This is a genomic window from Nonomuraea sp. 10N515B, from assembly GCF_052245915.1.
In the GTDB taxonomy this organism is placed as follows: domain Bacteria; phylum Actinomycetota; class Actinomycetes; order Streptosporangiales; family Streptosporangiaceae; genus Nonomuraea.
This window is the reverse complement of the sequence record NZ_JBQQBQ010000038.1, coordinates 90,896-99,903: the sequence shown is the minus strand read 5'-3', so window position 1 is coordinate 99,903 and position 9,008 is coordinate 90,896. Positions and strand designations below refer to the sequence as shown.

The window sequence follows — 9,008 nt, the reverse complement described above, 5'->3', positions numbered from 1 at the left end:
TCGCGCGTGCAGCGTCGCGCGTGCAGCGTCGCGCGTGCAGCGTCGCGCGTGCAGCGTCGCGCGTGCAGCGTCGCGCGTGCAGCGTCGCGCGTGCAGCGTCGCGCGTGCAGCGTCGCGGCGCAGCGTCGCGGCGCAGCGTGGCGGCGCAGCGTGGCGGCGCAGCGTGGCGGCGCAGCGTGGCGCGTGCAGCGTGGCGCGTGCAGCGCTCGTTTGCTGCGGGACGAGCGCTCCGCCGTGGCTCGGCCGTGGGGCGGCGGCCTTGGCCGTGAGGGCCACGGTCGCCTGGCGGATCACGCCGCTGACCGTGACGGCGACCGTCACCTGCCCCTCGCGCAACGCCGTCAGCGTGCCCGTAGCCGGGTCGAGGACGGCGACGTGCCACGGCTTGGCCGTCTGCCGGGCGCCGACGTGCAGGTTCGGCGAGCCGGACCAGGCGGCCGAGACCGGGTGGACGGCGGGAACCGTCCGCGACCCCTGTTTGACCGCCGCCGTCACCGACCCGGGCATGCCGATGGCGACCGTGGCGGGCGCGGTGAGCACGAGGTCGTCCACGTGCGGCCGGACCTGCGTGCCGATCCAGGCCGGCGCGTCGACGAACCAGTTGCGTTTGACGTGCTCGGCCTCGGTCCGCGTCACCGGGTCCACGCCCCACAGCGACCAGCCGGTGAAGCCGCCGTCGCCGGGTGAGGTGGCGGGGTTCTTGCCGGAGTTGCCGTTGATGAAGTACGGCACCGCGTCCACCCGCGCCGCGTGGAACGTCCCCACGTGCGCCCCGATGAAGGCGGCCCCCTTGCCGGTGTCCCGCTGGAAGGCGGCCAGCCAGCCCTCCACCAGCGCGGCCTCCTTGCGGTCGCCGAGCTGGCTGCCCTTGCCGGGCGTCGGGTCCCGCGGCGGCACGTGGAACAGCACCGCGACGGACCCGATCGAGGCATCCTTCGCGGCCTTGTCCAGCTCGGACCTGAGCATGGCGACCTGGTCGTAGCCGCCGCCCCTGAGGTTCAGCCGGGAGGTGTCCAGGGTGATGAAGCGGGTGCCCTTGTGGTCGAAGGTCCGGTACGTGTCCCCGAAGACGGCCTTGAAGTTGTCGATCTTGCCGCCCATCACCTCATGGTTGCCGGGAATGTAGTGATATTTCAGCGCACCGCCCAGCTCCTCATCGAGGATCCGCTTCGCCAGCGCGAAGTCCTCGGGCGACGCCTCGTCCACCAGGTCACCGTTGACGAGCAGGAAGTCCGGCTCGGCCGCCTTGATCTCACGCAGCGTCCTGCGGGCGTTCTTGACGATGTCGCTGTCGGGGGCTCTGGCCACGAACTGCGCGTCCGACATGACCGCGAACCGCCACGGCATCTCCGCCACCGACGGCTTGACCACGGGGTCGGCGACCTTGGCCGCCGCGGGCGCGGAGACCGCCGGCGGCACCTTGGCGACCAGCCCGTCGATGAGGATCTCGTTGGTGTACTTGGCGTCGGCCTTGGTCTCGGCCACGTAGAAGCGCCGCAGCTTGAGCGGGTAGTTGACGCCCGCGGGCACGGCGAACTCGACGAACCTCCACCCGGTCCACGTCATGTACGGCCCGCGCAGGATCTGCGACTGCCCGAGCGCGTCGTAGAACTCTAGGCTGGGCCACTCCCCCTTGCCGGTGGAGTGGATCCACAGCCCGAACGCCTGCGGCTGCCCGTCCACCACGATCTGCTGCGGCGGGCTGGCGTACGCGGCCCGGGTGGCGGTCGAGGTGGTGAAGTCGTACGACAGCTTGAGCCCGCCCCCGCTCTGCCCGGGCGCCGCCGACAGCGAGCCGGTGGCTCGGGCCGCGGCGAACGTCCACGTGGCGGCGTCCTCGAAGTCGGCGACCGGCTTGTCCTCGAAGCCGACGGTCACCGGCACGGCGGTGCTGAGCTTGCCGACGCGCGCGGTGATGAGCCCGGACCCGGTGGCCTGCTTCGCCTTGACGGTGAAGGAGCCGTGCTCGGCCGCGGTGACCTCGAACAGGTTCTTGTCGTAGTCGAGCGTGAGGTCGGCCGGCTCGATGGGCGCGGAGTTGCCGTTGCGGTCGTAGCCGACCACGCCGAACGTGGCGGTGCGGTCCTGGCCGGGCATGCCGAGCCGGTCGGCGGTCGTGCCGAGCCGCTGCAGCGGCTGGAGCACGGTCAGGTCGATGGTGCCCTGGGCGCCGCCGCGCGAGGCGGTGACGGTGGTCTGGCCGGGCACCAAAGCGTGAAATCTACCGTCTCGGACCACGCCGTGGACGGCCGGGTTGGCACGCCATGACGGGGTCCCGGCGGCGGGCCCGTACGTCTCGTCGTAGCCGGCGGCGGTCAGCCGCCTGGTGAGGCCGGGGAAGACCCGGTCGGGACGGCCGCCGGCGACGGGGGCGGCGCCGGGCGCCCTGGCGGGGTCGTTCGCGGTCTCCAGCCAGAAGCCCTTGAGCTTGCCGCTGCCCTGAGGCGTGTAGAGGGCCAGGCCGTTGGGGACGTGGCGCTCGCCGCCGTCGGACGGGCTGTTCTCGACCTGCACGTCGGCGGAGCCGGGCTCGCGGGCCAGCATGGTGGAGGAGCCGCCGCCGTCGAGGTTGAGCGCGTTCGCGGCGCCGAGGTCGACCATCAGCGCGGCCAGCTCGTTGAGCGTGACGCCGCGGCTGTCGGCCTGGCGGCCGTCCACGGTCAGCAGGTACATCTTCCTGCCGTCGGCGGAGAACCCGACGGCGGTACGGGGGTGCGCGGCCTGATCGGTGGAATTCTGCGCGACGCCGTCCTTGACCAGCACCCAGTTGCCGCCGACGGCCGCCTTGACCGTGCTGCTATCGGACGACTTCGGCTGATATTTCACGTCAACTCGGTCGCCGACCTTCAACGCGGACAGACCCGTCGCCCCCGCGTCGCGGCCCAGCAGGATCGTGGTCCCGGCCGGGATCGGCCCTGAGCCCGCGGAGGTGCGTATCTCCGAGACGACCCCGTTGACGAGGGCGACCTCGGCGACGGACGCCGCGCCCGCGACGGCGCGGGCCCGAGTGTAGGAGCCCCACAGGGACGTGAACAGCCCTACGCCGCCGCCCTGCACGATCTGGTTGAACTGGGTGAGCTTGATCGGCGATCCGCCGGCCGGCGTGGCGGTGCCCTCGAAGTACATCTTCAGCACCCGGCCGACGCCGTCCCCGGTGACCGCGACCGCGTTGTCGTGGCCGGCGACGGGCGACTGGATGAGGTTGCCGTTCTGCACGCCGATGCCCTGGGCGGCGCCCGAGTTGTTGATGTCGAAGAAGTCGCCGTTGACGGCCGCGACGGCGCGGGAGCGTTTGGCGGGCCCGGACAGCGGCTCGGTCTTGGACACCTCGCCGGAGAACACGTAGTCGGCCGTCGCGCCGCCGAGGTCGGCGGTGATCGCGTCCGCACGCAGCCAGCCGAGCGCGTCATAGGTGTCGAACGAGGTCAGCGAGATCCCCGGCGCGACCGGCCGGGTCCTCTTGGCCGTCTCCAGCCGCGGCTGCCCGGCCGCGGCCCGGGCCAGCAACGTGGACGGCGGTGGATAGGACGACGCCTCGAGCGCGTCCTCTGCGGGGGGTACGGGGTCGGCCTGCGCGGGCGCCACGGTCACGGCCAGAGGGCCTAACAGCAGCGCGGTGGCGGCCAGCAATCGGAGGGTCTGCACGACCGAACTCAATCGTTCGTGGATATAACTTTCAAGACTTCGGGGTGAACTAAAAGATAATTTCAGCGCTTGACCCTGGTCAGCCGGTCGAGCGCCTCGCCGTAGAGCGGGTCGAGCCAGTAGTCGCCGTGCCCGCGCGCCTCGGGCAGCGGCTGTCCCGGCCGGGGCCGCGGCGGGTCCCAGCAGAACCGGTCGACGCCGTCGCCGCCGCCGGGCCCTTCGCCGAGCGGGTCCACCCGCCGGAACACGGGCCCGCCGATGGGGTCGCTCAGCCGGTAGAGGTTGTGCCAGGGCACCGCGTCGCGTACCGCGGCGAGCGCCGGCGCGCCGAAGTAGGCCGGGAAGAAGGCGGTGTACAGGCGGCGCAGCGGCGATCCGTGGGTGAGCAGGCCGATGCGCCGCCGCAGCTCGGGCTCGAGCTGCAGCACGAGGGCGGCGGCGATGACGCTGCCCTGGCTGTGCCCGGACAGGATCACCTGGTCCCGGTCGGTCCTGGCCAGCCTGCCGACACGGGCGATCAGCTCGGGGATGACGCGCTCGGTGTAGCAGGGCGGGGCGAGGGGATGGACGGCGCGGGGCCAGAACGTGCACACGTCCCAGAGGATGCCGATCGTCCTGCGCAGGCGGAGGTCGGTGTAGGTACGGCGGCCGAGCAGCACCAGGCCGGCCACAACCGCGGCCATGGCCCAGCTCCCCGTCGCGGCCGGCAGCCCGGCGACCCCGCCGGCCGGGGCGAACAGGTGGAATCGGTGGATCACGGTGACCGCGGCGAGCCCGGCCACGCCGGCGCCGGTGAGCACGGCCAGCACCAGCCCGGCGCGGTCGGTGAGCGCGGCCAGCGCCCACGTGCCCGCGACCGCGCCGCCGTGGCGCTGGCCGTAGTGATGCGCCAGCCGCGGCGCCAGCCGGGCCGTCTCGGCCTTGTGGATCAGCCGGAGGGCGAGCGCGACGGCGAGCACTCCTAGCAGCAGGAGGGGCACCAGGGCCGCCGTCCACCAGACGGGGCCGCCGAGGACGATCCCGCGGTCCGGCCCGCCGAGGGAGGTGGCGGTCCAGAACAGCAGGCCGAGCCCCAGGACGTGCGCGGCGCCCGCGGCGATCATCAGCGTGAACCAGCCGGCCAGGCCGCCCAGCGCCGGCGGCACGGCCGGGCGGTCCATCCGGGCGAGCACCCAGGTGGCGAGCAGGATGAATCCCCCGGCCCCGGCCATCAGGGCCACATGGAGCGCTCCAATCTCGGCATCGGGCAGCCGCCGCCCGGGCGCGCCGGCGCCCAGACCGGCCAGCGCCAGCACGATCGTGGCGGCCAGGACCAGCGGCGCGGCCACCCTCAGTCCACGGCACGCGTACGTGAGCCACCGCGGAACCCCCTCCCCCGGATCCAGCCGTCTGGCGATCCACGGCAGCAGTACCAGCACCACGGCCGCGGCCTGGACGGCGGCGTTGGCCACGGTCAGCGCCAGCCCTCGCGGGGTGCCCGCGAACGGCGCGGACACGGCCAGCCCGATCGAGGCGAACGCGAAGGCGACGTGCACGACCCGCAGCCGCCACACCGGCGCGCCGCCGTGCCACAGCCGCGGCCGCGCCAGCGGCAGACCGGCCCATGGCACGCCGGCCCGCGACACGCTGGCCCGAGGCACGCCGGCCCGCAGCACGCCGCCGGGCGGGATGGCGGTCCGTTCGTCACGCTTCCAGGTGCGCCGGGCCGGCCACCACAGCACCACGACGACCAGCAGGGGTGCCAGGGCGGTGACCGCCAGCCGCTTGGACGGCTCGCTCCCCCACAGCGCGCCCAGCCAGCTCAGCCAACCGGGAGCCGCGTCGCGGGTGCAGGCCCCTCCCGCGGCCGTGCACTGCCAGCCGACGAGGTCGACCGCGGCCCGGGTGACGGCGCCGACGAGCGTGCCGGTGAGCAGCAGCGCGAACAGCCGCTGGGCCGCCTCCGTGACGTGCCGCAGCCGGGCGCCGCGCGCCGGTCTGGGCAGCATGAAGTAGGACAGGTTCGCCAGCGAGAACGGCAGCAGAGGCAGCCACAGCGCCACACTCCAGCCGCCGGAGGTGAGGCCACCCCACGCGTACGCCTCGCGGCGGCGCTGTTCCGGCACGTCCGCGTCGTCGCCCGACGGCCGCCCGCCCGGCCACCAGCGGCGGTGGAATCCGGTGACGCCGTCGCCCGCGACCCGCCGGGGGTGAGGGTGGTTGAGCGTGCCCTCCGGCGGGGTGCCGGCGACGCCGTGCACGCGCAGCTCGGTCACCCCGTCGCAGGTCTCATCGAGGAATCCGTCCACGTCGATCAGGATCCCGCGCGCCGCCTTGTGACGTAAAGTAATTTCTCCATCACAGTGAGGTTATCTTCAGCTTGTGCGCGGCCGAGATGGCGATGAGCGCGGCCGAGGTGAGCAGGACGACGCGGTCACCGCGATGCCGGGCACAGCGAGCGTCGCCCGGCCAGGAGACGTTTCTGGACACCGATCCGGGGCAGGCGGAGGGAACGTTCATGACGAAGACGGTCCGTCTCTGGCGTTGTCGCGCACGACGGCGCAGACTGGATAGACGGCGATCGCGTGGAGCAGTGGAGCATCCGTGGACAATCACCTTGATCACCTGCCGGTCCTGTCCCGCGGCAGACATCGCAACCCGAAACGCGGTGCCTGTTTCATGGAGCTGGCCTCCTACCTGGCCGGCGAGCGGTGGAGCGACCATCCGGCCTGCACGCATCCGTTGCTGGCCGCACTCGCCCGTCTGGTCAACGACAACGTCAGCGACGACAGCCGCGCCAAGCTGGTCGGACTCGTGCCGTCGATCATCGGGCTGGCCAGCGACGACCTGCGTGTGGACGCGCGGATCGCGCTGCGCTGCGCGACGACGGCGCTGCCGGTGGCCGCGGCCGAGCGCCAGCTCGCGCTGGCCGTCTCGGTGCTCGCGGCGGAGGAGATGCTGGCCAGGCTCGACGGCGCCCCGCCCGGGCGGCTGAGCGCCGAGAGCCGCCGGGCGATGGAGGAGGTACCGCACGCGACCGAGCAGGCCAGGCGCTTCAGCCGGGCGGCCCGGATCACGCAGAAGGGGTTCCGCAGGTACGCCGCGCCGAACGCGGTGCAACTGTCGGTGGTGGGCATCGTCCAGGCCTGCATCCCGGACCCGGACGCGCTGCTGCGGCGGCTGCTGGAGGAGGCGATCGTGGACTGCGACGCCTTGATCCGCGGCTCCGGGACCGAGGTCCCCGAGGTGGAGACGGTCCCCCCCGCTCCAGCCCCGGCCCACGCCTGACCGGCACCGGCACACCGATCTCCCCCGCGGCATCGCCCGCGGGGGTTCTCGTGTGCACATGCGTCCCGGTGGACGTCGTGCGGACGTGCTAACCCAGGCTGCTTGTGCGCACATGCCCGCGCACGTAGCGTAACGAAACGCTCATCGAGACGGCCTTTTCCCAGCTCAGGAAAGCCTCTCCTTCGTTGCGGATCTTGTCGGCGTATGCCTAAATTTGCGACAAGACACCCGAAAGCGGAGGAGTTACATGACCATCGAGCTCACCCGGCCGTACTCTCCTGAGCAGCACCACCACCACCGCGACGTCACCGGTGGCTGGCTGCGCCCGGCGGTGTTCGGCGCCATGGACGGGCTCGTGTCGAACTTCGCGCTGATCGCCGGCGTGGTGGGGGCGGCGGGCGCCGGGCGGGCCGCGGTGCTGGCCGGGTTCGCCGGGCTGGCCGCCGGGGCGTTCTCCATGGCGGCCGGCGAGTACACGTCGGTGAAGTCCCAGACCGAGCTGATGCGGGCGGAGATCGCCGTGGAGCGGCGCGAGCTGGCCCGCAACCCGGAGGGCGAGCAGGCGGAGCTGGCCGCGCTCTACCGGGCCCGCGGCCTGGACGCCGACCTGGCGCGGCGGGTCGCCGCGGGGTTGTCGGCCGATCCCGAGCAGGCGCTCCGGGTGCATGTTCGCGAGGAACTGGGCGTGGACCCGGACGATCTGCCCTCGCCGTACGTGGCCGCCGCCTCGTCGTTCGGCGCGTTCGCGCTCGGGGCGCTGGTGCCCCTGGCGCCGTTCCTGTTCGGCGCGTCCGGCCTGGTGCTGGCCGTGGTGCTGAGCGTGCTGGGGTTGTTCGGGTTCGGCGCGGCGGTGGCGGCGATGACGGCGCGGCCGTGGTGGCTGGGCGGCCTGCGGCAACTGGCGCTCGGCGTGGGCGCCGCGACGGTGACCTTCGGCCTGGGCCACCTGCTCGGCGTCACGGTGTCCTAGCGCCTGCAGGAGGCTGGCGTCGCAAGCTGACAGCGCGGCCGCCCGGGGACGGCGGACCCGGCCTACGGACGGCCGGCGGCAGCGAGCTTGGCGCCAAGGCCGATGAGCGCGACCCCGGTCAACCCGTCCACGGCCCGGCGCACGGCGGGCCTGGCGAACACCTTGCGCAGCGTACCCACGATGGTGGCCACCACCAGGAACCACAGGACCGTCCCTGCCAGCGCGATCAGCGAGAGCACGAGCGTGTCAGCCAGGGAGGCGCCGCCGCCGACGAACTGCGGCACGAGGGCGACGAAGAACAGCGCCGCCTTGGGGTTGAGCGCATTGGTGAGCAGCCCCTCGGCGAAGGCCGCCCACGGGCTGCGCCGCCCGGGATCGGCCGCCACGTCCAGCGCCGGCTCCCCGCCCCTGCGCAGGGCCGAGCGCAGCGCCTTGACCCCGAGATACAGCAGGTAGGCCGCGCCGACCACCTTGACCACGGTGAACGCCGCCGCCGAGGCGGCCAGCAGCGCCGCCACACCGGTGGCCGCGGCCACCACCCAGGCGAAGACGCCCACGGAGATTCCGAGCGCGGCGGCCATGCCGTAGCCGCGCCCGGAGACGGCGGAACGTCGTACGACCACCGCGAAGTCCGGACCGGGCGACATGGCCCCGAGCAACACGACACCACCGAAAGCCACGAACTGCGTCACAGAGCTCACGACGTTCACTCTATGAGCCAGACGCCTTGACCATCAGCGCTTACGGCGCCGCCTCTTGAAGATGGCGCGCAGGGTCAGCAGTAACACGATCGCGACGGCCTGGCCACCCAGCACGATGCGGTTGACGTCCACAGCGGGCCGCCACAGGACATCGCCGTCCTTCAGCACGAACATGCCCGCCGGCGTAGCCCCGAAGCCGAATCCGCCGCCGCTGCCCCCGCTCTCCTCGCCCTTCTCCCCCTTACCCTCGCCCTGACCGCCGCCGCCTCCGTGGGCGACCCTGGCGACGGGGATGACGACGACGTCGCCGTGCTGGATCGGCTCACCGAAGACTCGCTTGACGGTCGCGGCGTCCTTCGACCGCTCCACCAGTTCCATGATGTCCATTGACCCATCGTCGTCCCCGATCGGCCGATGCACCACCC

At 73.0% G+C, this 9,008-nt stretch carries 7 protein-coding genes; 2 read left to right on the top strand and 5 right to left on the bottom strand.

The genetic code is table 11. The features are described 5' to 3' along the window. The 3 genes from ACTWQA_RS39790 to ACTWQA_RS39780 form a co-directional block, all read right to left on the bottom strand. Window positions 1-3,645: phosphodiester glycosidase family protein (locus ACTWQA_RS39790; protein WP_443164093.1), on the bottom strand; the 3,645-nt coding region annotated here is incomplete at its 3' end. A gap of 62 nt (window positions 3,646-3,707) precedes the next feature. Then, entirely contained in the window at window positions 3,708-5,933 is a 2,226-nt protein-coding gene (locus ACTWQA_RS39785; protein ID WP_443164092.1) for a hypothetical protein, read from the bottom strand. Window positions 5,934-5,982: 49 nt separating this feature from the next. After that, window positions 5,983-6,144 (bottom strand): hypothetical protein, encoded by a 162-nt coding sequence (locus ACTWQA_RS39780; protein ID WP_443164091.1) that lies wholly within the window; start codon window positions 6,142-6,144, stop codon window positions 5,983-5,985. Between the two features lie 84 nt (window positions 6,145-6,228). Here ACTWQA_RS39780 and ACTWQA_RS39775 point away from each other — a divergent pair, with 84 nt between their 5' ends. Further along, the gene (locus ACTWQA_RS39775) at window positions 6,229-6,912 is read left to right on the top strand and encodes a hypothetical protein (RefSeq protein WP_443164090.1); all 684 of its coding nucleotides are present in this window, start codon (window positions 6,229-6,231) and stop codon (window positions 6,910-6,912) included. 247 nt (window positions 6,913-7,159) lie between these two features. After that, the gene (locus tag ACTWQA_RS39770; RefSeq protein WP_443164089.1) at window positions 7,160-7,882 is read left to right on the top strand and encodes a VIT1/CCC1 transporter family protein; all 723 of its coding nucleotides are present in this window, start codon (window positions 7,160-7,162) and stop codon (window positions 7,880-7,882) included. 62 nt (window positions 7,883-7,944) lie between these two features. On the opposite strand, the gene ACTWQA_RS39765 is transcribed toward ACTWQA_RS39770, so the two are convergent. Together ACTWQA_RS39765 and ACTWQA_RS39760 are read right to left on the bottom strand one after the other, a co-directional pair. Next, complete coding sequence (locus tag ACTWQA_RS39765; RefSeq protein ID WP_443164088.1) at window positions 7,945-8,583, bottom strand: LysE family translocator; 639 nt, start codon at window positions 8,581-8,583, stop codon at window positions 7,945-7,947. Window positions 8,584-8,616: 33 nt separating this feature from the next. Beyond that, the gene (locus tag ACTWQA_RS39760; RefSeq protein WP_443164087.1) at window positions 8,617-8,970 is read right to left on the bottom strand and encodes a spore germination protein GerW family protein; all 354 of its coding nucleotides are present in this window, start codon (window positions 8,968-8,970) and stop codon (window positions 8,617-8,619) included. Between the last annotated feature and the right edge of the window lie 38 nt (window positions 8,971-9,008).